This is a genomic window from Streptomyces mirabilis (assembly GCF_039503195.1).
GTDB classification, from domain to species: Bacteria; Actinomycetota; Actinomycetes; order Streptomycetales; family Streptomycetaceae; genus Streptomyces; species Streptomyces mirabilis_D.
In genome coordinates, this window is the sequence record NZ_JBCJKP010000001.1 from 1,352,647 (window position 1) to 1,375,347 (window position 22,701).

The 22,701-nt window shown below is 69.1% G+C and carries 21 protein-coding genes; 6 read left to right on the plus strand and 15 right to left on the minus strand.

Annotated features, from left to right (window positions below):
- Positions 1 to 19 precede the first annotated feature (19 nt).
- A complete protein-coding gene (locus tag AAFF41_RS06745) occupies positions 20 to 1,036 on the plus strand; it encodes a zinc-binding dehydrogenase (RefSeq protein ID WP_343323663.1) in 1,017 nt (338 codons plus the stop codon).
- 163 nt (positions 1,037 to 1,199) lie between these two features.
- On the opposite strand, the gene lpdA is transcribed toward AAFF41_RS06745, so the two are convergent.
- From lpdA to AAFF41_RS06760, 3 genes are all read right to left on the minus strand, one after another.
- Positions 1,200 to 2,603 carry a dihydrolipoyl dehydrogenase gene (lpdA, locus tag AAFF41_RS06750; protein WP_343323664.1) on the minus strand — a complete coding sequence of 468 codons (1,404 nt, stop codon included), beginning with the start codon at positions 2,601 to 2,603 and terminating at the stop codon, positions 1,200 to 1,202.
- Positions 2,604 to 2,674: 71 nt separating this feature from the next.
- Entirely contained in the window at positions 2,675 to 3,298 is a 624-nt protein-coding gene (locus tag AAFF41_RS06755; RefSeq protein WP_319745906.1) for a cysteine hydrolase family protein, read from the minus strand.
- 45 nt (positions 3,299 to 3,343) lie between these two features.
- Entirely contained in the window at positions 3,344 to 3,829 is a 486-nt protein-coding gene (locus AAFF41_RS06760) for a PaaI family thioesterase (RefSeq protein WP_319745904.1), read from the minus strand.
- A gap of 90 nt (positions 3,830 to 3,919) precedes the next feature.
- On the opposite strand from AAFF41_RS06760, the gene AAFF41_RS06765 reads away from it, so the two are divergent.
- Both AAFF41_RS06765 and AAFF41_RS06770 read left to right on the plus strand, forming a co-directional pair.
- Entirely contained in the window at positions 3,920 to 4,399 is a 480-nt protein-coding gene (locus AAFF41_RS06765) for a winged helix-turn-helix transcriptional regulator (RefSeq protein WP_319745902.1), read from the plus strand.
- A gap of 622 nt (positions 4,400 to 5,021) precedes the next feature.
- Positions 5,022 to 6,263, plus strand: coding sequence for a PP2C family protein-serine/threonine phosphatase (locus AAFF41_RS06770; RefSeq protein WP_343323665.1), 1,242 nt, complete (start codon positions 5,022 to 5,024; stop codon positions 6,261 to 6,263).
- Positions 6,264 to 6,397: 134 nt separating this feature from the next.
- On the opposite strand, the gene AAFF41_RS06775 is transcribed toward AAFF41_RS06770, so the two are convergent.
- Entirely contained in the window at positions 6,398 to 6,670 is a 273-nt protein-coding gene (locus AAFF41_RS06775) for a hypothetical protein (RefSeq protein WP_343323666.1), read from the minus strand.
- A 330-nt stretch (positions 6,671 to 7,000) separates the two neighbouring features.
- Entirely contained in the window at positions 7,001 to 7,498 is a 498-nt protein-coding gene (locus tag AAFF41_RS06780) for a DUF5994 family protein (protein ID WP_319745897.1), read from the minus strand.
- A gap of 728 nt (positions 7,499 to 8,226) precedes the next feature.
- On the opposite strand from AAFF41_RS06780, the gene mgtA reads away from it, so the two are divergent.
- Positions 8,227 to 10,887: a magnesium-translocating P-type ATPase gene (gene mgtA / locus AAFF41_RS06785; protein WP_319745893.1), complete on the plus strand. Its 2,661-nt coding sequence runs from the start codon at positions 8,227 to 8,229 to the stop codon at positions 10,885 to 10,887.
- A 120-nt stretch (positions 10,888 to 11,007) separates the two neighbouring features.
- Here mgtA and AAFF41_RS06790 read toward each other — a convergent pair whose 3' ends face one another.
- From AAFF41_RS06790 to AAFF41_RS06810, 5 genes are all read right to left on the minus strand, one after another.
- Positions 11,008 to 11,880: a slipin family protein gene (locus tag AAFF41_RS06790; protein WP_319745891.1), complete on the minus strand. Its 873-nt coding sequence runs from the start codon at positions 11,878 to 11,880 to the stop codon at positions 11,008 to 11,010.
- Positions 11,881 to 12,364: 484 nt separating this feature from the next.
- On the minus strand, positions 12,365 to 12,970 hold the full coding sequence (locus AAFF41_RS06795) for a DUF5994 family protein (RefSeq protein ID WP_343323667.1): 606 nt from the start codon (positions 12,968 to 12,970) through the stop codon (positions 12,365 to 12,367).
- 135 nt (positions 12,971 to 13,105) lie between these two features.
- Entirely contained in the window at positions 13,106 to 13,333 is a 228-nt protein-coding gene (locus AAFF41_RS06800) for a hypothetical protein (protein WP_319746105.1), read from the minus strand.
- A 78-nt stretch (positions 13,334 to 13,411) separates the two neighbouring features.
- Positions 13,412 to 13,768, minus strand: coding sequence for a PRC-barrel domain-containing protein (locus AAFF41_RS06805; protein ID WP_343323668.1), 357 nt, complete (start codon positions 13,766 to 13,768; stop codon positions 13,412 to 13,414).
- A 431-nt stretch (positions 13,769 to 14,199) separates the two neighbouring features.
- The gene (locus AAFF41_RS06810; RefSeq protein WP_319745882.1) at positions 14,200 to 14,373 is read right to left on the minus strand and encodes a CsbD family protein; all 174 of its coding nucleotides are present in this window, start codon (positions 14,371 to 14,373) and stop codon (positions 14,200 to 14,202) included.
- 653 nt (positions 14,374 to 15,026) lie between these two features.
- Here AAFF41_RS06810 and AAFF41_RS06815 point away from each other — a divergent pair.
- On the plus strand, positions 15,027 to 15,302 hold the full coding sequence (locus AAFF41_RS06815) for a hypothetical protein (protein ID WP_319745879.1): 276 nt from the start codon (positions 15,027 to 15,029) through the stop codon (positions 15,300 to 15,302).
- Between the two features lie 404 nt (positions 15,303 to 15,706).
- On the opposite strand, the gene AAFF41_RS06820 is transcribed toward AAFF41_RS06815, so the two are convergent.
- From AAFF41_RS06820 to AAFF41_RS06840, 5 genes are all read right to left on the minus strand, one after another.
- A complete protein-coding gene (locus AAFF41_RS06820) occupies positions 15,707 to 16,423 on the minus strand; it encodes a GAF and ANTAR domain-containing protein (protein ID WP_319745878.1) in 717 nt (238 codons plus the stop codon).
- A 147-nt stretch (positions 16,424 to 16,570) separates the two neighbouring features.
- On the minus strand, positions 16,571 to 17,332 hold the full coding sequence (locus tag AAFF41_RS06825) for an ANTAR domain-containing protein (RefSeq protein ID WP_319745877.1): 762 nt from the start codon (positions 17,330 to 17,332) through the stop codon (positions 16,571 to 16,573).
- Positions 17,329 to 17,970 (minus strand): hypothetical protein, encoded by a 642-nt coding sequence (locus AAFF41_RS06830; protein ID WP_319745875.1) that lies wholly within the window; start codon positions 17,968 to 17,970, stop codon positions 17,329 to 17,331. The genes AAFF41_RS06825 and AAFF41_RS06830 overlap by 4 nt, the downstream gene beginning before the upstream one ends.
- Positions 17,971 to 18,026: 56 nt before the next feature.
- Entirely contained in the window at positions 18,027 to 18,446 is a 420-nt protein-coding gene (locus AAFF41_RS06835; RefSeq protein WP_319745873.1) for an STAS domain-containing protein, read from the minus strand.
- A gap of 1,180 nt (positions 18,447 to 19,626) precedes the next feature.
- A complete protein-coding gene (locus AAFF41_RS06840; RefSeq protein ID WP_319745869.1) occupies positions 19,627 to 21,120 on the minus strand; it encodes a flavin-containing monooxygenase in 1,494 nt (497 codons plus the stop codon).
- A 141-nt stretch (positions 21,121 to 21,261) separates the two neighbouring features.
- Between AAFF41_RS06840 and AAFF41_RS06845 the strand changes: the two genes are divergently transcribed.
- Positions 21,262 to 22,485 carry a PucR family transcriptional regulator gene (locus tag AAFF41_RS06845; RefSeq protein ID WP_319745867.1) on the plus strand — a complete coding sequence of 408 codons (1,224 nt, stop codon included), beginning with the start codon at positions 21,262 to 21,264 and terminating at the stop codon, positions 22,483 to 22,485.
- Positions 22,486 to 22,701 lie beyond the last annotated feature (216 nt).

Consider the following 22,701-nt stretch of genomic DNA (forward strand, 5'->3'; position numbering starts at 1 on the left):
GTATGGAGAGGAAGCCGTCATGGCTGTCATGCGCGCAGTGCGTCTGCACTTCCCCACCCACGAGCTGCGGGTCGAGGAGGTGGACCGGCCCACCCCCGGTGCGGGAGAGGTCCTGGTCAAGGTGGAAGCGGCCGGAGTGTGTCTGTCCGACGTCCACCTGATCTCCGGAGAGCTCGGCGGCACACCCGCGCTGTTGCGGGGTGACACGGTGACCCTGGGGCATGAGGTGGCCGGCATCGTCGCCGAGCCGGGTCCGGACGCGGGCGGCTGGGCGGTCGGCGACCGCGTCGTCCTCCAGGCCGGCGAGTACCGCGACGGGCGGGGCTGGACCCGTGGGGTCGACTACGACGGAGGCTGGGCCGAGTTCGCGCTCGCCCGGATCGACACCCTGGTCCCGCTCCCGGACTCGATCCCCTTCGAGCAGGGAGCGGTCATCCCCGACGCGGTCTCCACCCCGTGGGGCGCCATCACCGACACCGCCGGTGTCCGCCCCGGCCAGGCGGTCGGGGTCTGGGGCATCGGCGGTCTGGGCGCGCACGGGGTGCAGCTGCTGCGCATGGTGGGCGCCTGCCCCATCATCGCTGTCGACCCCTCCCCCGCCGCCCGTGACCGCGCCCTGGCCTTCGGCGCGGACCTCGCCCTGGATCCGGCCGACCCGGCTCTGGCGGACAAGGTCGCCGCCGCCACCCGCGGGGCCGGTATCGAGGCCGCCTTCGACTTCGCCGGCGTCACCCCGGTGCGCGAGCAGGCCCTGTCCGTGCTGGCCGACGGCGGCAAGCTGGTCCTCGTCGGGCTGAGCGGGAAGCCGGTCACCATCGCGGACAGCACCACCTTCAGTACCCGCGAGCTGCGGCTCCTGGGCCACTTCGGCTCCGGCGCGAACGCGGTGGCGCAGCTCATCCACCTCACCGAGAACGGGCGGCTGGACTTCTCCCGCTCCATCTCGGACGTACTGCCCCTGGATCAGGCGGCCGAAGCCGTCGAACGGCTGGAGCACAAGAAGGGCGATCCGATCCGCCTGGTGCTGCGACCCTGAGGGCGCCGTTCGCGTCCTCAGCACCACCACCCCCCTCGTGAAGCGTCAGCCGCCCGCGGTGGAAATCACCGCGGGGGCTGCGCTACGGGCGTCAAGGTGTCGAGCCCGGCGCGCAGGAAGGCGACCTCCTCGCACGGCCGGTGCTCCAGCGCGTCGCACGGACTCAGAAGTTGATCATGTGTCCGGCCAGGCCGTGCACGGCTTCCTTCACCGCTTCACCCAGGGTCGGGTGGGCGTGGACATTGCGGGCGACCTCGTGCACGGTCAGGTCCCACTGCTGCGCCAGCGTCAGCTCCGGGAGCAGCTCCGTCACGTCCGGACCGATCAGATGGCCACCGAGGAGCTCGCCGTACTTGGCGTCGCTGATCAGCTTCACGAAGCCGACCGTGTCACCCAGGCCGTGCGACTTGCCGTTGGCCGTGAAGGGGAACTTGGCGACCTTGACGTCGTAGCCCCGCTCCTTCGCCTGTTCCTCGGTGTAGCCGAAACTGGCGATCTGCGGCTGGCAGTACGTGGCGCGCGGGATCATCACATAGTCCAGCTCCATGGTCTCCGCGTCCGCGATCGTCTCGGCCGCGATGATCCCCATGGACTCGGCGTTGTGCGCGAGCATCAGCTTCGCGGTCACATCCCCGATCGCATAGATGTGCGGTACGGACGTGCGGCAGCGGCCGTCGACGTCGATCGCGCCGCGCTCGGTGACGCGTACACCCGTGGTCTCCAGGCCGTAACCGGTGACGTTCGGCGCGAAGCCGATCGCCTGGAGGACCTTGTCGGCCTCCAGCACCTTCTGCGCGCCGTCCTTGCCGGTGACCGTCACCCGCACCTGCGGGCCCGACTCGTCGATCGACTCGACACGTGTAGAGGTGAGCACGTCGATGCCCAGCTTCCGGTACTGCTTGGCGAGTTCGGCGGAGACGTCCGCGTCCTCCAGCGGGGCCACCCGGTCCAGGAACTCGACGACCGTGACTTTCACACCGTAGTTGTGCAGGACGTACGCGAACTCGATGCCGATGGCCCCGGCGCCCGCGATCACGATGGAGCGCGGCAGTTCCTCGGCGAGGATCTGCTCCTCGTAGGTGACGACACGGTCGCTGAGCCGGGTGCCGGGCAGCAACTTGGGGGTGGCGCCGGTGGCGATGATGCAGTCGTCGAAACCGACCGTCTTCGTGGTGCCGTCGGCGAGGGCGACCCGGAGCGTGTGGGCGTCGAGGAAGGTGCCGCGGCCGTCGATCTCGGTGATCGCGTTCTTCTTCATCAGGAAGTGGACGCCCTTGACACGGCCGTCCGCGACCCGGCGGCTGCGCCGGAACGCCTCGCCGTAGTCGAAGGAGACCTCGCCGTCGACCTTGATGCCGAAGGTCTTCGCCTCCCGCGTGAAGATGTGCGCCAGCTCGGCGTTCCGCAGCAGTGCCTTCGTGGGGATGCAGCCGACGTTCAGACAGACACCGCCCCAGTACCGCTCCTCGACGACCGCGACCCGCTTGCCGAGTTGGGCGGCGCGGATGGCGGCGACATAGCCGCCCGGTCCTGCTCCGAGTACGACCACGTCGAAGCGCTCGTCCATGAGTGGATCCTTCCGGTGAAGCCCGGCTCAGAGCCGGTCCAACATCCTCTGCTCCATCTGACCCTGTGACCTTATGTCTTCAGTGCCGCTACGGCGCTTTTCGTGTCCGTGATGACATGCGCGTAGGTCGGACCGTTCAATTCATGGGCGGCCCTCATGAGTTCGCTCGAGTACGCCGCGGTGGCGTCGGTCACCAGCGACACATGGAATCCGAGTTCCATCGCGTACTTGGCCGTGGTCTCGATGCAGGTGTTCGCCAGCAGTCCGATGACGATCACGTGGTCCACGCCTCGCTGACGCAGGCGCATCTCCAGGTCGGTGTTGGCGAACCCGCTCTGGGCCCAGTGCTGCACGACGACCGTGTCCGAGGACTCGGGCCGCAGGGGCGGGTACCAGTCCCCGCCGAACGCGTCCTGGGCGAAGAGCTGATGCTTGTCCACGGAGCGTTGTGACGGGTTCGGGTGGGAAAAGGACTCGTACAGCCCCGGTGTCCAGCGGTGGTGCGGAACATAGAACACCGGCACGTCGACCTCACGAGCGGTGGACACCAGTTCGGAGAGATGGGCCCTCAGGTCGACTTCCCGCGCGACCTCCGCGATGCGCGGCCAGAGCTTGCCCTCGTCGGCGAGGAAGTCGTTCAGCGGATCGACCAGCAGAACCCCCGTCCGGCGCCGGTCGTAGTCGTACACCGTCACAGCTGCCTGCTTTCCGTACGTCGCGCTCCTGTGCGGGGCGGCCGCTCAGACGGGGAACAGCAGACAGCTGCTGGTGGTGTGCGCCAGCAGCCGGTTCCCGGAATCGAAGAGCTCGGCCTGCGCGAGGGCGGTACGACGTCCGCTGTTGAGGACGGTGCCCACGGCACGGACCTTGCCGGTGTCCACGGTGACCGGGCGCAGGAACTTCACATTCAGGTCGAGTGAGGTATACCCCATCCCCTGCGGCAGGACCGACTGCACCGCGCAGCCCGCCGCCGAATCGAGCAGGGTGGCGTACACACCGCCGTGGACGCTTCCGATCGGGTTGTAGTGCTCCTCGCCCGGGACGAGGGCGAAGACGACCCGGCCGTGTTCGACCTCTTCGAACGTCATCCCGAGGGTCGCCGCGATCGGCGCGGCGGGGAGCCGTCCGGCCTGCACCTCGCGGAGGAAGTCGAGACCGCTGTACCGCCCGACGGCGGTGGCGGAGACGGCGGGGTCCTCCCAGTCGTACGTGCGTGACCTGCCCATGTCGCTCCCTCGATGATCTGGATGTGGAATTCGAAGCTAGCCAGCACGGGGTCTGGATGTCAACGTCGAAGCCAGCCTACGATGGGCCGCATGACGTGGCTGGAGACAAGCACCGAGAACTGCACGGTCCAGCGGACCCTCGACCTGGTGGGCGAGAAGTGGTCGCTGCTGGTCCTACGGGACGCCATGAACGGCGTACGGCGCTTCGACGACTTCCGCCGGCACGTGGGGCTGTCCGAGAGCGTGCTCGCGGACCGGCTGCGCAAGCTCGTCGCGGCCGGGATCCTGGACACCGTCCCCTACAACGAGCCCGGCAGCCGCACCCGCCACGAGTACCGGCTCACCCGCAAGGGCTGGGAGCTGTGGCCGGCGATGATCGCCCTCAAGCAGTGGGGAGACCGCCATGCGGCCGATCCCGAGGGCCCGCCCCTGGAGGTCACGCACGCCGACTGCGGCGCGCCGGTCGAGACCGTGGTCGTCTGCTCCGCGGGACACGGCGCCCTCGTCCCGCCGGAGGCACGCACCCGCCCCGGCCCGTCGGCGAAGCCCTTGGACCTCACCGCTCGTTAGTACTCCAGTTGTAGATCGCTCATGTGCTGGCGGCGCCCACCGGCACTCTTCGCGATGCTCTTCTCTGGTGACCGACGGTACCTGGCTGTGGCGCAGGGACTTCCCCTACCACGTGGAAACGCACCACGCGTCTCCTTCGACGAGCCTTTCCATCCCACTGGTACTCATAGACGCGGCCACCGTTGATCATCGGTGTGTGAAGACAAACGATCACGCGGTGGCCGCAGGTCACAGCGTAGATGCTGCCCGCTGAACATCGGTGACTGCCATGAGACTCCGCGGCACGGCGGCGCTCGACCCTGAGGAATCACCTGTCCGGGGATATCGGCTGATGACCGCCAGGCACACCCTGCCAGGCGTCACAACGACATGGAGAGCCAACGGCCCTGACCGTGTGTGACATGCCGCGTGTGGCGTAATGGGCTCTTCGTGCTGGTCGGCCGCGTCACTCTGTGCGGGTTGATCACGGCCGTGTCAGGAGCTCGTGTGTACAGATCAGCGGGTCGAGCGTATCCGCCGTGACTGCCGGATGGGCCCGAGGACGTCGGGCTGGATCCGCGGCACGAGATGAGCAGGGACACGGTGACCGAGGCTTTGAAGACGCCGGTGCGGGGGTGCGGCTGTGGCGGAAGGTGAGCGGCGGCCCGACAAGGGCATGGTGGACCGGTCGGAAGGGTTCGGTGAGCGGCTGCTGGGGGTGCTGCTGGACCGGGCACACGAGATGCCGCCGCAGCTGATCGCCCCGCTGATCGCGGAAGAGGTGACCAGGGTCGGTGGCCGCGACGTCTCGATCCTGCTGCAGGACTACGGCCAACTGGTGCTGGTGCCGCTACCGGGTCGGCGGCTGACGGTCGGCGAGCCCGAGCCGATCGACGACTCTCCCGCCGGCACGGCCTTCCTGCACGCGACCACCGCCGAGGTGCCGCAGGCCGACGGCGTCCGGATGTACCTGCCCTTGCTGGACGGCAGCGACCAGGTGGGCGTGATGGCCCTCACCCTGGACACCGTCGACGACGACGACCGACGGCTGCTGCGCAGGCTCGCCGGCCTGGTCGCCGACATGCTGGTCACCAAGCACAGCTACACCGACCAGTTCTTCCTCACCCGGCGCCGCGAACCGATGAGCGTGGCCGCGGAGATCCAGTGGTCCCTGCTGCCGCCGCTGGCGATGTCCAACCCGCAGGTCGCGGTGGCCGGAATCCTGGAGCCCGCCTACAACGTCGCAGGCGACAGCTTCGACTACGCCCTCAACGAAGACATCCTGCACGTGGGCATGGTCGACGCGATGGGCCACGGTCTGGACGCCGCCACGATGGCGACCGTCGCGGTCGGGGCCTACCGGCACGCCCGACGTTCCGACATCGGCCTGTCCGAGATCTACGCGTTCATGGACCGGGCGATCGCCGAGCAGTTCGGGCCCGACCATTTCGTCACCGCGCAGATGATGCGTCTGAACATCGTGACGGGTCACCTGCAGTGGGTCAACGCCGGCCACCCCGCACCGCTGCTGATCCGCGACCACCGGGTCGTCCGGCAGTTGGCAGGCCCGACCACCTTGCCGGTCGGCTTCGGCGGTGAAGATCCCCAGATCAGCGAGCAGATGCTCCAACGCGGCGACCGAGTGCTGTGCTTCACCGACGGCCTGATCGAGGAGCACGAGGCCGGCGAAGAACAGTTCGGCGAGGAACAGCTCATCGACTGGGTCAACCGCATCGAACACGGAGAGAAAGGAGTACGAGCGGTGGTGCGCGCACTCTCCCACGCCCTGAAGCGGCAACGGGGCGGCCGCACCACCGACGACGCGACCCTCTTCCTGATCGAATGGCGCGGGGGCGCCGCCGACCACCTCGCCGTCCTGGAGTGAGCCGACAGCCGCACCACCACGGACATCCCCCGTGGTCATCGTGATCGGCCCGACCATGCTGGTCGGCATCTCACGCCATGAGGAGACCCCCCTCCGGGTCGCTGTACGTGAGAGTGCACCGGCCCCGGGTCGTGTCAGCCGCGCTCCTCCTCCTCGGCCTCCATGAGCCGGATCCCCCGATGCGTCAACATCACCATCGCGGGTGTGTTTCCCTGCGCCCAGTCGACGGTGATCAGCTCTTCGCCCACCAGATATGCGCACGCCGCGGCCAGATCCTGCTCAGGGACCTGGAGGTCGTCACGCAGCCTCGCCCCGGTGACGCCGAGGAGGCGATTGCCTTCCGTGGCCTCGTACAGCATTTTCATGATCGCTTGGCGGTAGTTCTTCCGCTCGCGCAGTGTTGCCATGATGGCGGGTCTTTCAGCGTCCGTTGCTATGGATCGGCGAGAACAGCACCAGCGCGGAAGCCGGTGTGTGAAGGAAGCTGGTCGAGTGGGGCCGCGTGGCCGCCCGTGTGCGGGAGCCCCTGGGGAGTGGGGAGTGGTTCCGGCGGCCTCCGGCCTCGGGGGCGGCCGACGACGTGGGTTCGGCGACGGCTTGCCCAGGTTGTTTCTCCCGGTCGGTGGGGTGTCGTAGGAGCGGGGACCGCTGCTTTCCGCTGAGCCGGGTGATCACACGGGTGGCCGCAACGGTAAGGAGCAGTAGGGCGCTGAAGGCCACGGCGGTGACCATGGCGCTCACTTCGCCGTGATCAGGCGGCACGGCCGGGCGGCAGCCGCCCGGTAGGAGGAGGCGGCATCCCCGTCCTCCCAGGTGTACTCGGAATCCTGGTCCCGGTCAGCAGGGGAACTGCCGTGGAGGGCGTGTTCCGCTGCCATGAGGGTGCTCGCGGTCGTCGGAGGGCGGGAGCTGTCGCTCGCGGCGGTCATCAGGCGGTCGGCTGCCGGGGCGCTGGTCTCCGGTGGTATCACCAGCAGGTTCCAGCTGCCCGTGGTGTGGGACAGCAGCATGATCTTGTGGGGGTCGAGCTCCGTCGTGAACCAACCGACCTTCACCACGTATCCGTTGACGGGAACCCTGCTCGGGATGGCAGGCCAGTACGTCGCGTTGACGGCGATCCGGGTGATCCGTCCGGACAGGGGGTCCAATACGTCGGCCAGGGCGGAGAGTTCGTCGGTCAGGTCCCGGGAGCGGGGCCACCAGGCACCGTCGAGAAGTCCTCGGGACGTGCTCACGGTTTTCAGCGCGAGGCGAGCGGTCGGGACCCTGAAGGGCACGATCCGCAGAGGGGGTCGGTCGGTGGTCGCGGACATCGCGCGCACCTGTCTCCCGGCCGCCGCTCGGGGCGGCGGCCCGGTGTCGTCACTCGCCGAGAACGACACCGGCATGGCGGCCGATGTGCGAAATACTCTCGATACCCCCACGCTACTCCCGCGGCACCTCGGACGGGCCCCGCGAGACACCGGTTCCGAACGCCGCGCTTCGCGCAGCGCACTCTCGCGCACCGCGCCGGTCCGCCCGGGTCGCTTCAGACCTTGTCCGTCCGGTGATCGTCATTCCTCGGCGTCATTCCTTGAAGACTCGCTGGTCCCCAGCCAGGACCGTGCCGGCTCCGCCGTGCGGGTGGTGTCCACGGTGAGGTCGAGGCGGGGCCCGCCCTCGCGGCCCGCGGGGTAGGCGCTGCTCGGTGGCGGCGAAGCAACGACGGAGGCCCTCGGCGACGCGGGGACAGGGGGGACCTGTTGATGCTCAGCGGGGTTCACCACGTGCCGGGCGTTGAACCGGGATGAGCGTGCGATGCTGGACCCCACGGAGCGCGCCGAGTCCTTGGACCCCGCGTCCTCGCCGGGCGTGACAGTCCCAGGGCGGTGATGATGGTGACCACGCAGCAGTGCCGAGATCGTCGGACCAGCCGGTGTCTCGCATCGAGGGATGGTGTCCCCGCCTGCGGAGGTGGGGCCGGGTGAGTCTCTCTGCTCCGGCACGACCGCCTGGGCCCGCGCTCGGCGTGGCGTCGGCGGCGGTGTTGTCGGGGGACGACGTCCTTCGCGGACTCGGCGTCGTCGCCTTGGAGGGCCTGAGCGGCGAGGAGGTCCTGCGACGCCAGGCACAGTTCGGCCCCAACGCGGTCGCCACACACCGTGCCCGGGTGTTTCCCGTGCTGTGGCATCAGCTCCGCTCGCCGCTGCTCGGGCTGCTGGTGGCGGCCGCTGTCGCGTCCTTCCTGGTGGGCGAGCGAAGCGATGCGGTGATCATCGGGCTGATCGTGAGTGTGTCCGTCGGACTGGGCTTCGTCAACGAGTACCGGGCGGAGCAGGCCGCCGAGGCACTGCACTCCCAGATCCACCACCAGACCGTGGCGCTGCGCGACGGCGAGGCCACGCTCGTGGATGTCACGGCGCTGGTCCCCGGTGATCTGGTGGAACTGCGTCTGGGCGACATCGTGCCGGCGGACCTGCGGCTGCTGGAAGTCACCGGTTTGGAGTGCGACGAGTCGGTGCTGACCGGCGAGTCGCTGCCGGTGGACAAGAGCCTCGCCGCGGTCGCGGCCGGGACCTCGCTGGCCGAATTGTCCGGGTGCGCTCTCATGGGCACGGTCGTGCGGACCGGCGCTGCCCGCGGGGTAGTGGTGGCCACCGGGGCGCACACCGAGTTCGGCAAGATCGCCGCCGGGCTCGACACCCACCCGCTCGACACCGAGTTCCAGGTCGGCCTGCGGCGCTTCTCGCTACTGCTGGTCTATGTCGCGGGCGCGTTGACGACCTCGATCTTCGTGATCAACGTGGCCCTGCACAAGCCGATCATCGACGCGCTGCTGTTCTCACTGGCCATCGCGGTCGGTATCACCCCGCAGCTGCTGCCCGCCGTCGTCTCGACCAGTCTTGCCGCCGGGTCGCGCCGGATGAGCCGGCGCAAGGTGCTGGTCAAGCGGCTGGTGTGCATCGAGGACCTGGGTGATGTCGATGTTCTGTTCACCGACAAGACCGGCACGCTCACCACCGGCCGTATCGAGTACATGCGCGCCGTTCCCGCCGGCCGCAACGGCTCCGACGCGGTGACGCGGTGGGGACTGCTCGGCACGGAGAACGCGGCGCGGGACGAGCAGGACGTCGGCGGGAACCCGCTGGACCAGGCTCTGTGGCGATCTCCGGCCGCTGCGGGCGAGCGGGCCGCCCTCGAGGGGTACACACAGGTCGCGGTGCTGCCCTTCGATCACGAACGGCGCATGATCTCGGTCCTCGTGCGGGACAGCAACGGCCGTTCGATCCTGGTCACCAAGGGCGCCCCGGAGACTGTCCTGGACCGCTGCGTCGACGTCCCGCCCGAAGCCCGTGACGCGCTGGCGGCTGAGTTCGCCGCAGGGAACCGGGTGGTCGCCGTCGCCACCCGGCCCGTCGCCCCCGGATCGCAGGCCGTGGAGCCCGAGGACGAGCGGGGACTGAGCCTGGCTGGGCTGCTGGTGTTCCTCGACCCGCCCAAGGCGGACGCCGCCACAGCGCTGCGCAGACTCTCCGGCCTCGGCATCGCGGTGAAGGTCGTCACCGGCGACAACGCCGCAGTCGCCGCGAAGGTCTGCCGTGACCTGGGGCTCACCGACGCGGGCGCGATGACCGGCAGCGAGGTCGACACCCTGGACGACGCACAACTGGCTGAGGCGATCACCCGGACCACCGTTTTCGCGCGCGTGAGTCCCGAAGCCAAGGCGCGGATCGTGCACGCGCAACGGCGCAGCCACGGCGGCGTGGCCTTCCTGGGTGACGGGGTCAATGATGCACTGGCTCTGCACGCGGCCGACGTGGGCATCTCCGTCGACTCGGCCACCGACGTCGCCAAGGACGCGGCCGACGTCATCCTGCTGGAGAAAGACCTCAACGTCCTCGCAGACGGTGTGGCCGAGGGTCGCCGGATCTTCGCCAACACCATCAAGTACGTGTTGATGGGCACCTCGAGCAACTTCGGCAACATGGCCTCCGCCGCGGGCGCCTCGCTGTTCCTGTCCTTCCTGCCGATGCTCCCCTCACAGATCCTGCTGAACAACCTTCTCTACGACAGCAGTCAGCTGGCCATCCCGACGGACAACGTGGACGAGGACCAGCTGCGGAAGCCCTCGCACTGGGACATCGCCTTCATCCGCCGATTCATGGTCTCCTTCGGACCGCTCAGCTCGGCGTTCGACTTCGTCACCTTCGGCGTCATGCTCTGGGTCTTCCACTCCGGACCGGCCCAATTCCGCTCCGGCTGGTTCGTCGAATCGCTGGCCACCCAGACCCTGGTGATCTTCGCCATCCGCACCCGGCGCATCCCGTTCTTCCGCAGCCACCCCAGCCTGCCGCTGACTCTCGCCGCGCTCGGCGTCGTCACGATCGGCGCCGTGCTGCCGGCCACCCCACTCGCCCACACTCTGGGCTTCCAACCGCTTCCCGGGGCGTTCTTCGCCGCGCTGGTCGGCATGATCCTCGCCTACCTGGCCCTCGTCGAGATCGGCAAACGGCTCTTCTACGGAGCTGCAGTCGCGGCACCTCAGGTTCCCAGGCACTACGCCCGCCACCGTCGCCTGCGGCGCCGTGCCGCCCACTTCAGCACCGCGGCGCCCCGCCCCACCCCGGCCGACGGCCCGCACTGACGCGGACCGTCAGCCTCGCCGCGAACGGCGGTGCGGGTCAGGGACGCGGACCACGATGCGGTGACCCGGCCGGCGGATGTGCGCCGTGGGCCACCGCAAGCCTCGTGCTGCCACGGGTGCTCACAGGGTCTTGGTCGCTCCATGCGGTGCCGGCACGCGAGCGGGCTTGGTCAGATCGAGGGCCGGTACCGGCGTGGGGGACGGCGGCGCCGTGGCGGCGGCCGCGGTCGTTTCGCGGGCGAGGAAGGCGCCGAGTTCTCCGATGGTGCTCATCAGTGGTGCGGGGAAGACGACGGTGGTGTTCTTGTCCACGCCGATCTCGACCAGGCTTTGCAGGTTGCGCAGTTGCAGGGCGAGCGGGTGGGCCATCATCGTGTCGGAGGCGGCGCCCAGAGCGGCGGCGGCCAGGGACTCCCCTTCGGCGTTGATGATCTTGGCACGCTTCTCCCGCTCGGCCTCGGCCTGCCTGGCCATGGCGCGCTTCATGGACTCGGGCAGTTGGATGTCCTTGAGCTCGACCAGGGTGACCTGCACGCCCCACTCAGCGGTGGTGACGTCCAGGATCTCGCGGATGTCCAGGTTGATGCGGTCGGTCTCGGACAGGGTCTCGTCCAGGGTGTGCTGGCCGACGACCTTGCGCAGGGTGGTCTGGGCGATCTGGTTGATCGCGGCGTTCACGTTCTCGATCGCGATGACCGACCTGACCGCGTCGACCACGCGGAAGTAGGCCACAGCAGAGACGTCGACGCTGACGTTGTCACGGGTGATGATGCCCTGCGACTGGATCGGCATCGTGACGATGCGCAGCGAGACACGGTGCAGGACGTCGACGAAGGGGATGATGAACCGCAGCCCGGGTGCGCGCGGGCCGACCAGTCGGCCGAACCGGAACAGGACGCCCTGCTCGTACTGCCGGACGATACGGATCGCCATCGCCAGCCCGATCAGGACCAGGACGACGAGCACCACCAGGACAATGATCAAGGTGGTCATGGTTTCGCTCCCTCGGAGGGTGGACCGCGGCGACGAGGCACCAGGCCCAGGAAGGCGTCGCCGCAGCAGGGCACCGGGAGGCGCGAGACCGCTTCTCGGTCTCGCTGCGAGCCTGCTCCGCCCGCTCCGCGGGGCACTAGGGCCGACAGGCCCCCTATATCCCGAGACCGGGCCTCGTGCCCTTGCCCGCCTGCCGCCGAGGCGATCAGGACCACTTCTCCCCGCCAGTGGTCCCGCCGCACGCGACGCTCGACGCGGTACATGCTGCGACGGCCGGAGCCGTCCATGCCGACAACGTCACGCAGGCCGCACACATGACCATCGACACCGGAACCGATCGAGCGCGTCCAATCGCGGAGAACGACCCGGCCAAGGACCCTGAGGCGGGCCGGAAAGACCGGAGCACGCCCTGACGACGGGTAGGCGTCAAGGCCGTCGGTCTCCTCACACCCGGCCTGGGACGGTCAGGACGGCTGCATGTCTGTCACATGCCTGCCGCCGCAATCGGCACGCTGCCGAGGGCGGCGCCCACGGGACTGTGGGAGGAGGTGTGGCGGGCGTCGTGTCCGCCTTCGGAGTCCCAGACCGTTTCCCGCGCCGAGTCCCCTGCGGCGGCCTCGGCGACGCGGAAGAGCTCGGCCTCCTGGATCAGGCCGCTTGCCGTGAGGCTGCGTCCGGGATCCGAGGCGGTGGTCATCAGCCGGGCGGCGGTGACGGCGTCGGTCTCGGGTGGGATCACCAGCAGGTCCCAGCGACCCGCGGTGTAGGAGAGGAGCAGCAGTTTGTGCGGGTCCTGCTCGGCCTTGAACCAGCCGACCTTCACCACATGGCCCTGGACGGGAACCTTGCGGGGGATGTCCGGCCAGAAGGTGGGGTTCACGGTGACGTGGGTGATGCGCCCCCACAGCGGGTCCAAGACAGCGGTGAGCGCGGGAAGTTCGGCCGTCAGGTCGCGGGAGCGTGGCCACCATGCGCCGTCGATCAGGGCGGGGGCCGTGCCGGGTGGCGCCAGCTGCAGCCGGAGAGGTGGCGGTGAAGAGGAGAAGGTCCGGTCTTCGACCGCGGGCTTGTCGAACATGGTTGCGGTCATCACGCGAACCCTGCCCCGGGCCGGCCAGGACCGGCCCGGTGTCGTGAATCGCCGGGGACGGCACGGGCATCGAAGCCGGTGTACGAAGTACCCTCGGTATCTTCAGGATACCCCTGTCCGGGGTCCGATGGACGGTTATGGTGACGCGAGTTCCACGGCATGCCGGACGTGCGGTCGCCCGTTGCCCGCCGTCAGCGGATGGGGCGACGGCCGGCGCGCCGGGGACCATGGGGCGTTGGCGACGGCCGCATCGGCCGCGAGCAGCCCGATGCCGATGATCAGCAGATATCCCAGGCCCTCGGCTGCCACTCCGGCGATTCCCAGGACAACGGCGACGAGGGCGAGGAGAAGGAAGAGCACCATCGCCTGAACGCCTTCCTTGGACCGGACCCGGCTGGGCTGGACCAGACCAGACCGGCCTGGGTGGGACGGGGCGGTCGCTCAGCGGCGTGCGAGTTGGCGTTCCCCCTTCACGCCTGGCTGGTAGGTCATGCCGTAGTGCTGGAAGATCCCCTTCTCCTGATCGGCGGGCAGGATGTCGTCCGTGCCGATCGAAGGAGCCCTTCTCACCAGGCTCTTGGCGTAGGAGACCTTGAGGTAGTCCGGCCCGAGGATCGCCTCGTCGAGGGGGACGAAAACCAGGCGCTGGCGGGTGGGCAGCCCGGTCCGCACGGTGGCCACGGCGGGTTCGTCGGTGGTGGTGTCCACATAGATCGCTTCGAGCACGCCGATCTTGCGCCCCTTCGGGTCCACGACATCGTGGTCGCGCCACTCACGGATATCGGCTGCCTGGATCATGCTCTCTCCCTTCCGGGCGCGGCACTCTCACGAGGCATGAGCCAACGGCTCCGGCGCAAACACGCCGGAGCCGCCCTTCCGGGCGGTTGCACGTGAGAGTGAACCGGCCCAAAACCAACGATACTGCGCTCGGTGGTCGTCCGGAGGGAGCTGTACGGCGTCAGCGCTCGCAGGGTCCCGGGCCGGCCGCGTCGGTGTCGTCGTCATGGGTGAGGACAGGGTCGTACGGGGGTCCGAAGTCGTGGTTCGGACGGCCCGCCGCCCCGGACCGGTCCGCGTCCCACCAGTACGGCTGTCGTCGCGAGGACGATCAGGGCGGTGATCACGACGATGAACACGGCTGCCATTCCCCGATTCCTCCTAGAGAATTCCGTGTTGATGCCGAACGGGTGGTGTCCATACGACGGGGCCACCACCCGGGGCTTTCGTGGTCACCGCCTGAAGGCGTGCCTCGCCTTCTCGCCTGCCTGCCTCAGATTGCCGGAGACCCGTTCGACCTTGCCGTGTCGCTCCAGTTTCCTGTTGCGGGTGGCCCGGCCGAGCACTTCAGTGATCCAGCCCTTGAATTCCTGCGTTTTGTTCCTGACGGTTTGTCCAACGCTCATGGTCGGCCTCGTCGTTGAAGGTGGATTACCTGGGGCCGCGGTCGGAACCGATCAGCGGAAGGAGAGGAATCCGTGACATCGCCGGCTTCCGGATCGCGGGAATCTCCTGGTTCCGCGGGGGCCGGGCGGAGCGGGAAGGGGGAATGCCTCGCCCGGACGATCCGGGGTGGCACGGCCCTACGCCGTGCTGTCAGTCAACGCTCGGCGCCCTCTCGTGTCAACGGGGCCTCGGAACGCGGGAGTTCCCGGGGCCGGCCGGGGCTGCTGGGGTGAAGGGGGCCTCGGAGAGGGCGTCAGCCGGCTCGGTCGAGCGGATCGTTGCCCGCGTGCAGCGCGTCGGGCCGCGCCGGGATCGCTTCCTGGCGGGGAGCGAGTGCGGGAACGGTCACGCCCGTGGCGCGGCGGGTTCCGGCACCGATGGGCGGAGTGCGCCCCCTGGGGGCGCGTTCGCGGTGCGACGCTGCCGAGGGCCCGGGCGGCACGGCGTACGCCAGCCCTTCCGGTATTTCTCGGCAAGCGTCAAGTGGCCATCGATATCTGGCAGTAGATGCATGTGTCGCGCACTGTCGGCAGACTTCGGACAGGACTACGCTGTGGGGTGAGGCCCCAGTCCCCGGTACCGATGCTGTGTTTTGCTCCCGGGGAGGCCCGCTGTGTTCGTTCTGCTTCTCGTCCTGATCGTGGTCTTGTTCGGCTTCGGTTTCCTCAACCCCATTTGGTGGGTCGCCGCGGCTGTGGTGGTCTTCGGAGTCACCCGTTACGGCCGTGGTGGCGGGGGCCGGGGCCGCGGCGGCGGGTCCGACTTCGCTGAGTACCAGGACTATCGGGATCGCCGGGAGCGTCAGGACCGCTGGGACCGCCGCTACAGCCGTCAGCACCGAGCGCGCTGGAACCGCGAGGACCGGCGGGACCGCGAGCGCCGCGGGTGACGAACGCGTCTGTCATGCCCTGTTCCGCTCGTCGTGCATGTGCTCTACCGTCAGGGCAAGGCAGGCGGGACTTCGTCCGTGTCAGGAATCGACGGAACCGGCACGTCCCCCACCCAGGCTCCCAGCCCCCGAGTCGCAATCGAGGCCGGCCGGAGCCGCATCGCCGGAGAACGCGGCTCCAGCTCCCGTCCTCCTGGCGTTTTCCACTCGGGGTGCTCCCGCCACCCCGCCGCCGCGGAGGACAGCGCGCGAGGACGCGATGGCCGGGGGGCCTCGCGTCCTCGCGACCACGGCCGCCGCCGAACACCATCGGCGGCGGCCGTCCGGCCCGGAAAGCGGGGTCTGCGAACCACAAACCGGTGAACCACACTCTGGGAGTTGCTGCTGACCGGCCGTGGCCTTGGTCAGGACCTCAGGCCGGGGAGGGCTTCGGAGTCGTCGATGAACGCGCGGGCCAGGTCGGACAGGCGCCGGTTGTGAGCACGGGCGTAACCGCGCAGTGTGGTGAAGGCCTGTTCCATGTCGATGCCCTGGCGTTCGGCGAGTTTTCCCTTGGCCTGTTCGATCAGGACGCGGCTGTTCAGCGCGCTCTGCAGTTGCTCGTTGAGGACGGTGCTGCGGTGCGCCGTGCGTTGTTGCAGCAGGCTGATGGTGGCGACATCGGCCAGGGCCTGGGCGAGCGGCGTGGCGTCCGGATCGAAGGGGCCCGGGGTGGCGTGGAAGAGGTTCAGGGCTCCGACGACCTCGTCCCGTAGACGCATCGGCAGGGCCTGGACCGCCCCGAACCCGCTGCGGTGGGCGGTCGCGACGAAGCGTGGCCAGCGGTCGGCCTCCCCGCTCAGGTTGGCGACGATCACCGGTGCGCCGGTGCGGAAGCAGTCCAGGCAGGGCCCTTCGTCGTTCTGCAGCTGGAAGAGTTCCAGCAGGCGCACCTGTTCGTCGGAGGCGGCCATGACGCGGAGTTCGCCGTCGCGGTCCGCGAGCAGCACGCCTGCGGCACTCGCGCCGAGCATGCCCACACAGCGGTCGGTCAGCAGGCGCAGGAAGTCGATCAGGTCGAAGTCGGCGACCAGGTTGTCCGCCAGCTCGACAAAGGTCTTGGCCAGGAGTCGCTGATTCATCGTGCACACCCTCCGTCGAGACTGATCCCGGCCCGGATGAAGGGACGGGACGTGCAACTCGCGTGTTTGTCAGGTTCCTTCGCTCGGTTCCTTGGCTCGGTTTCTTCGTTCGGTTTCTTCGTTCGGCTTCTTGGCTCGGCAAAGGTGTCAGGCCTCATCGTCGGTCCGATCCGTTTCCGCGCCTGGGGGGAACGTGAGCCGGTGGGCGACCACGTCGGCGGCCACCGCGGCAAGACGGCGTCCTCTGGCGTAGGCGTAGGCGCGCAGGCGGACGAAGGCTTCTTCGGCACCGACTCCCAGCTGGGCCGTGAGCATGCCCGTGGCCTGGTCGATCTCCGCCCGGTACGCGCCCAGGTCCTCGTATCGTCCGTCCGCCGACCATCCACCGGCCAGGTCCTCCTCGCCGTCGATCCGGGAGTCGAGCAGGACCAGTGCGGCGGTGTCGGCGAAAGCCAACGCGTCGGCCAGCGCCTCCGCGTTCAACCTGCCCGGGACTTGGGAATACAGGTCCAGAACTCCGGGGCTGATCGCGCCCATGTGCAGAGGGAAGGCGTAGACGGCGCGTGCCCCGGCTTCCAGGGCCGCGTCGGCGAACACGGCCCAGCGGTCCTGCACTTCGGCGGCGAGCAGATCGGGCGTCAGAACGGCCGAACCCTGTGTGAAGGCATCCACGCAAGGACCCTCGCCCAAGGTGAGCTGGAGCTCTTCCAACTGCTCGCTGACATCGTCGGTGCTGCACAACGGATGGCTGGCCGCAGATCTGGACATCGCGGAAAGTCCGGCCCCGCCGACCGGCAGTGCGGCCACGGCCGCGGTGCACACGTCCACCACGCCGACCCGGGCACCCCGCCGGGCCGCCTGCTCGGCGACCAGTACCTGGATCCGGGCCGACCGGTTGTCGGACCTCACCTTGGCCACCGTATCCGGGCTTCGTGCGCAAGGCCCTCCAGCCTTGCCGTGGTCCGTTCCCCGAGGGGGAGCACCAGCGCACGGAACGTGGTGGGGCTGGCCGGCCTCCGAACCTCTCCGATGTCCAGCCATCCCGAGGAGTGGAGCGAGTCGAGGGTCGGGCGGTCGGCCTGATCCACCAAGGTGGCGCCAAGGGTCGCCTGGTGGTCGGTCAGCAGCTTCTCCCGCAGACGGTGGGCCAGTTTCTGGTCCTGCGGGTGCGGGCGGACCAGGGTGTCGCTGATCGCGAAGACACTGCCGGACTTGGTGATCCGCTCAATGGTGCGTGGCAGCACACTGCCGAAACCGAGCCACCAGCGGCCGTCGCTGAGCACGGGGAACCCGAAGGCGCACCCCGTCAGACTGTCCGTCTCCGCGATCACCATGGCGAATCCCGGGCGGCGGATGTAGCCCGTCAGATGGTTCAGGAAGTCCTGGCGGCCGGGACGACGGTACGCCTTTCCGGATCCCGTTGCGCCGGAGTCCTCGTACAGATTCCCCAGATCCTCGCGGATGTCCTCCACGAGCCATCGGTTCACCCGGCGCAACCGCACCGCAGCCGCTCCCGGGTCCGCTCTGAGGTCCGCGCCGGAGTTCACGCCGGGCTTCTCGTTTCCACGGGGCTGCCGTGACCGTCCCTGATGCTGCCGATCCATCACACCGCACCGCCCGACAGGACAGGTACAGGAGGAACAGGCGGAACAGGCGGAACAGACCGATGCGGCGCGGGAGCGGGAGGTGGCGACAGTTGCCCGAACGGGACCGCCGGGAGCAGGAATGCGCAGCCGGCGATGTCGAGCATGAGCACCAGTGTCCGCGGCGGATGGTGCAGTCGCAGCGTCCCCCGGGCCGCGGTGATGCGCTGTGAGGCGTAGAGGAAGGCGTTGAGGCCGCTGCAGTCGCAGAAGGTGACGAGGGTGAGGTCGACGTCGATGGTGCGGATGCCGTCGCGCAGACACCGTTCCAGTGATGCGCGCACCAGGGGCACCGTGTCCAGGTCGATCTCACCGACCAGCGTGATCAGTGCCCGTTTTCTTCGGTCGTGACGGTAGATGGTGAGCGGCGGAAGGGGCATGACGCCTCGGTTCGGAGGACCGTCCGGCAGGGGACTCGGTGGTGCCGGGATCCCGGCACCGTCGGCCCACTTCCGGCAGCGGAGTGCATTCGGCGGAGGCCGGGCAACGGCCGACTGGTCGTCTGCGTGGCAGGACTGCGGACCCACCCGGTTCCCTCCAGGGATGCGCCGGGCGACGGGCGAAGGGCCCGCTCCCCGCGGCGATCTGTGCTCGGCAACGACATGCCGTCGGGGTCTGGGACGTCTGTGGAGCAGCGTAGTCCTCACGCGGCGCTACGGACGGCCGGAGCAGCCCAATCCCAGCATGTGGACAGTATCGAGGCATGACGGCGTGCACATGTCCGGTGCACCGCAAGGTATTTGGGAGTTCAACCTCGCAGAGGTCCGAGCCCGGTGAGCACCGCGCCGTGCGCGCAAGTGCCGCGGTCGCCCTCGTACGATCCGGACACGCGGATGCATCCGGCTCCGCTCCCGGGGCCCAGTGAATTGATGCCGAACCGGGCGCCACGCCCGATCCGAGGCGAGTGCGTGACATCACCCGACTGGCTGCACTTGTCCCTGTACGGCGAGGTCGGACTTAGGGCAAGTGAGTGGCGCCCCACGGGTCATCCTGGGTCCCTGCATTCGGGCGGGGAATGCCAGATGATCGGATAAATGAACGCGAATGTTCTTGTCGTGTTCTGCGCATGAGACCGGTGGGGCAGAGCGGGCGTGCGGGATCGACCACCGCCACGTTCTGTCATGCGGCGATGACGACATGGCAGGCGCCGGGGAGGGCCCCGGCCGTGGGCCGCCCGCCTCCGGGCGCGACCATGACGTCACCGTCGCCGTGGATGACGGGGTCGGTGTCGTGACATCTCGGAGTTCCGCGGTCCGGTCGCCGGACTTCCGGAAGGGTCGGTCTGTCGCGCCGCGCCCTGCGGGGCGATGGCCTTGTCTTTCGCACGGGCGATCATGCCGCCCATGGACAGGGCGACCAGGTGCGCGCTCGCCACACCGAGGTGGTCGAGCAGGCCGGTGGTGTCCTGGGCCAGGTCGCCGCGATCCCCGTGGACCGGTCGGCATCCCGGTTGTCGAAGCGGATGACGAAGAAGCCCCGGCCGACGCAGCCGTCGATCGTCGCCGTGCGTCCGGTGGCACGGGGTGATGTCGCATCCGGCGGAGGCGGTGCGGTCGTCGCTCAGGCCGACGTCTCGGCCTTCGCGTGGCGTGCGACGGAGGTGAAGCGCAGGTTGTCGTCCTCGACGGGGCCGCCGCGCAGCAGTTTGACGTCGGAGTGGTAGTTCATCGACATGAGCCAGGGATGGGCGAGTCCTTGACGCGGCATCAGGTGGAGGGACCGCTTGACGTATCCGGCGCCGAAGTCGAGCAGCGGACGGGTCGGCATGGCCGGGTCGGGGAGCTCGGGGCGGCAGATGTCCGCGCCGGTGGCGTCCATGTGTCCGAGCAGCCGGGTGAAGTGCTCGCACAGCAGGCCCACCTTGAGCGTCCACGAGGAGTTCGTGTAGCCGATCGCGAAGGCGAAGTTCGGTACGCCGCTCAGCATCATGCCCTTGAAAGCCACCCTGTCGGCGAAGTCGACGGGTTCGCCGTCCACCGAGAGCGCCATCCCGCCGAACAGCTGCACGTTCAACCCGGTGGCGGTGACGACGAGGTCGGCGTCGAGCTCACGACCGGACTCGAGCCGGATGCCGGTCTCGGTGAACGTCGCGATCCGGTCGGTGACGACCGAGGCCGTTCCCTTCTTGAGCGCCTTGAACAGGTCCGCGTCGGGGACCGTGCACAGCCGCTGGTCCCAGGGGTCGTAGGACGGGTTGAAGTGCTCGTCCACGGGATAACCGGCCGGCAGCTGCCTGATGTTCACGGCGCGGATGAGACGTCGCACGACCCGTGGGTGGCGTTGCGAGGTCCGCCAGACGAAGCGCTGCATGGCGATGTTCTTGCGCCGGGTGAGCCGGTGGGCGAGGCCGGCCGGCAACACCTTCCGCAGCGTGTTCGCGATCACGTCCTGCGACGCGACCGGAAGGATGTAGGTGGGCGAACGCTGGAGCATGGTGACATGGCCGGCCGTGTCCGCCAGCGCCGGGATCAGCGTGACGGCCGTCGCACCGCTGCCGATCACCACGACCTTCTTGCCCGCGCAGTCCAGGTCCTCCGGCCAGTGCTGCGGGTGCACGATCTGTCCGGCGAACCGCTCCCTGCCCTCGAACCGGGGGGTGAACCCTTCGTCGTAGCGGTAGTAACCACCGGCGCAGAACAGCCAGTTCGCGGTCATCGACACCGTCTCACCGGTGTCGGCGCGTTCGATCTCCACCGTCCAGCGGGCCTCGGCGGTGGACCAGGCCGCGCCGCGCACCCGGTGGTGGTAGCGGATGCGCTGTTCGATGCCGCTCTCTCCCGCGGTCTCCCGCAGGTAGTCGAGGATCAGATCGGCGGTGGCGATCGACTTGTCGTTGCGCCACGGTTTGAAGGCGTAGCCGAAGGTGTGCAGGTCGGAGTCCGACCGGATGCCCGGATAGCGGAACAGCGCCCACGTGCCGCCGGAGACACCACGGGCCTCCAGGATCGCGTAACTGCTGCCCGGCCGCTCGGTCTGCAGGTAGTGCGCAGCGCCGATGCCGGAGAGGCCGGCGCCGATGATCAGCACGTCGATGTGCTCGCTCTGACGGGTCATGTGCGGGGACTCCGTTGCTGAGGCGTTAGCTGGGTGGTGCCTCGATGATGACCTCACATACCGGCCAGTACGGTGTGGCGGTTCGCACCTTCATCGAAAAAGACCAGTGCATTCTGCACCACCGCGGGCTAACGTGCGGACATGATCCGGCAGCGCCCTTCCGAACGTACATGCGATTTACTTCGGCAGGGTGCGGAGATCGCACTCAACAGTCTGCAGGAGTGGCTCGACGAGATCGACGAGGCGACCCTGGCGGCGGTGACCATGCGAGCCGTCGCGCAGGACCCCGCCCTGCGCGCCGCCACACGACGGATCAACCGCGCCCACCTGACGTTCTGGGCGTCCGAGACCGTGCGCGACCCCGGCGCGCCGGTACCCGCGTACACCGGCCCGGACAGTCTCAGCCACGCCCGCGACCTGGTACGCCGCGGGCTCGACGAATCGGCCCTCGACTCCTACCGCGTCGGACAGAACGCGGCTTGGCGGCGCTGGATGCAGACCGTCTTCACCCTGACCTCCGACCCCGACGAACTGCGCGAGCTGCTCGACGTGTCGGCGCGCTCCGTCTCGGGCTTCCTCGACGCCACGATCGTCGACATCGCCGCCCGCATGGCCGCCGAGCGCGAAGAGCTGACCCACGGCACCCACGCCGAACGTCGCGAGATCGTCACCCTGCTCGTCGAGGGCGCGCCCATCAGCCGACAACGGGCGGAAGCACGCCTGGGCTACGCCCTCGACCGGACACACACCGCCGCCGTCGTGTGGAGCGAGGAACCGGCCCCCGAACCGGGCCACCTCGAACGTGCGACCGAGGCCCTGGCGCAGACGGCCGGAGTGCAGCAACCGCTCACCGTGATCGTCGGCGCGGCCACTCTGTGGGTGTGGCTGCCGGGACCCGCCGCACCCGACACCGGCCCGCTGAGCCGGCTCCTCGACCCGCTGCCGGGCGTCCGGATCGCCGTGGGCCCGCCCGCCCGGGGCAGGGAGGGCTTCCGGCGCAGCCACCTCGCCGCGCTGACCACCCAGCGCATGCTCGCCAGGCTCCGTTCACCGCGTCGTGTCGCCGGTTTCGACGACGTCCAGCTCAGCAGCCTGATCAGTCAGGACGTCGAACAGGCCGACGAGTTCGTCAAGACCACCCTCGGCGACCTCGCCACGGCGAGCCCGGAGCTGAGGCACGCCGTCCTCACGTACATCCAGGCCCAGTGCAACACGACCCGCGCCGCCGGCCGGCTCTACACCCACCGCAACACCCTGCTCCGGCAGCTCGACCGAGCCGACCAACTGCTCCCGAAGCCACTCGAGGACAACACCGTCAAGGTCGCCGTCGCCCTCGACCTGCTCCAGTGGCGTGGCAGCGACTGAGGACCGTATCGGGCGCGGGCGTGCGTCCGCATCGGCACTACGCGCACTCCACGGCGTACTGCGTTCTCCGTAGCGGGATGGTCGGCAGCCGGAGGACGACGCGACAGGGCCCTGTCCGCGAGCCTGAAGGCGTCCCCGAGAGCGGGACGACAAGACCTCTCCCCTGGCTGTTTCCCTTTGGCCACCGGGTTGTCGGGCCTTCTGGCGTGCGCGCCC

Coding starts and splice junctions, on each gene's coding strand:
- AAFF41_RS06745 (WP_343323663.1), top strand. CDS start 20: ATGGCTGTCATGCGCGCAGTGCGTCTGCACTTCCCCACCCACGAGCTG.
- lpdA (WP_343323664.1), bottom strand. CDS start 2,603: ATGGACGAGCGCTTCGACGTGGTCGTACTCGGAGCAGGACCGGGCGGC.
- AAFF41_RS06760 (WP_319745904.1), bottom strand. CDS start 3,829: ATGGGCAGGTCACGCACGTACGACTGGGAGGACCCCGCCGTCTCCGCC.
- AAFF41_RS06765 (WP_319745902.1), top strand. CDS start 3,920: ATGACGTGGCTGGAGACAAGCACCGAGAACTGCACGGTCCAGCGGACC.
- AAFF41_RS06775 (WP_343323666.1), bottom strand. CDS start 6,670: ATGGCAACACTGCGCGAGCGGAAGAACTACCGCCAAGCGATCATGAAA.
- AAFF41_RS06790 (WP_319745891.1), bottom strand. CDS start 11,880: ATGACCACCTTGATCATTGTCCTGGTGGTGCTCGTCGTCCTGGTCCTG.
- AAFF41_RS06795 (WP_343323667.1), bottom strand. CDS start 12,970: ATGACCGCAACCATGTTCGACAAGCCCGCGGTCGAAGACCGGACCTTC.
- AAFF41_RS06800 (WP_319746105.1), bottom strand. CDS start 13,333: ATGGTGCTCTTCCTTCTCCTCGCCCTCGTCGCCGTTGTCCTGGGAATC.
- AAFF41_RS06805 (WP_343323668.1), bottom strand. CDS start 13,768: ATGATCCAGGCAGCCGATATCCGTGAGTGGCGCGACCACGATGTCGTG.
- AAFF41_RS06810 (WP_319745882.1), bottom strand. CDS start 14,373: ATGAGCGTTGGACAAACCGTCAGGAACAAAACGCAGGAATTCAAGGGC.
- AAFF41_RS06820 (WP_319745878.1), bottom strand. CDS start 16,423: ATGAATCAGCGACTCCTGGCCAAGACCTTTGTCGAGCTGGCGGACAAC.
- AAFF41_RS06835 (WP_319745873.1), bottom strand. CDS start 18,446: ATGCCCCTTCCGCCGCTCACCATCTACCGTCACGACCGAAGAAAACGG.
- AAFF41_RS06840 (WP_319745869.1), bottom strand. CDS start 21,120: ATGACCCGTCAGAGCGAGCACATCGACGTGCTGATCATCGGCGCCGGC.
- AAFF41_RS06845 (WP_319745867.1), top strand. CDS start 21,262: ATGATCCGGCAGCGCCCTTCCGAACGTACATGCGATTTACTTCGGCAG.